At 38.1% G+C, this 603-nt stretch carries 1 protein-coding gene; it reads left to right on the forward strand.

Annotated elements, in window-relative coordinates:
* Nucleotides 1–603 (forward strand): hypothetical protein (locus A3761_RS28120; RefSeq protein WP_197473194.1); only part of this gene is annotated, 603 nt, incomplete at both ends.

Here is a 603-nt window from a genome sequence, read left to right on the forward strand (position 1 = left end):
CAAAAAAGAACTATCTACACCTGAAATTAGCAAACATATAAAGAAAGCTAACACTAACGAAATGAGGAACGATAAGTTCCGTTGGATAGATTTGCCTTACCTAAAGTTCGACTGTTTAGATGCACCTGATATGAGCACTTATAGCCAGTTTGCATCAATTAAAGATTTTGGAAGCGAAGACGTAAAAGAAGAAAGTGTACAAGAAAGGTTTTTGCCTAACTTTAAATATGATTTAGCTGAAATATCGATTGACTCAAAAACATTTTGCTGGAGTAAGGCGTTCGTAAAGCCCGATGCAGTGTTCTATGACAAGGATAAGGATGAGTACATTGTCGTCGAGTATAAGAGCAGAGAATTTTACACACTCGCCTCTTTAACACCACTTGCTGTCTTCCAATTATTAGTTTCAGCCGAGGTTGTTCGTAAGCATATATTTGAGCGTACTGGTGATAAAGGAAGTCGTAAAAAGATAAAAGTGAGAAGCTTTATGCGCCTAAACAACAAAGTTATTGAGGTTAAAGGGTGGCAAGCAATGATTCAGCATGTATTGGCTATGGTACCTGAAGTGCTGAAAGCTCGTGGAGGAAGTAGTATTTCTGCGAG

This window comes from Oleiphilus sp. HI0123, from assembly GCF_001635315.1.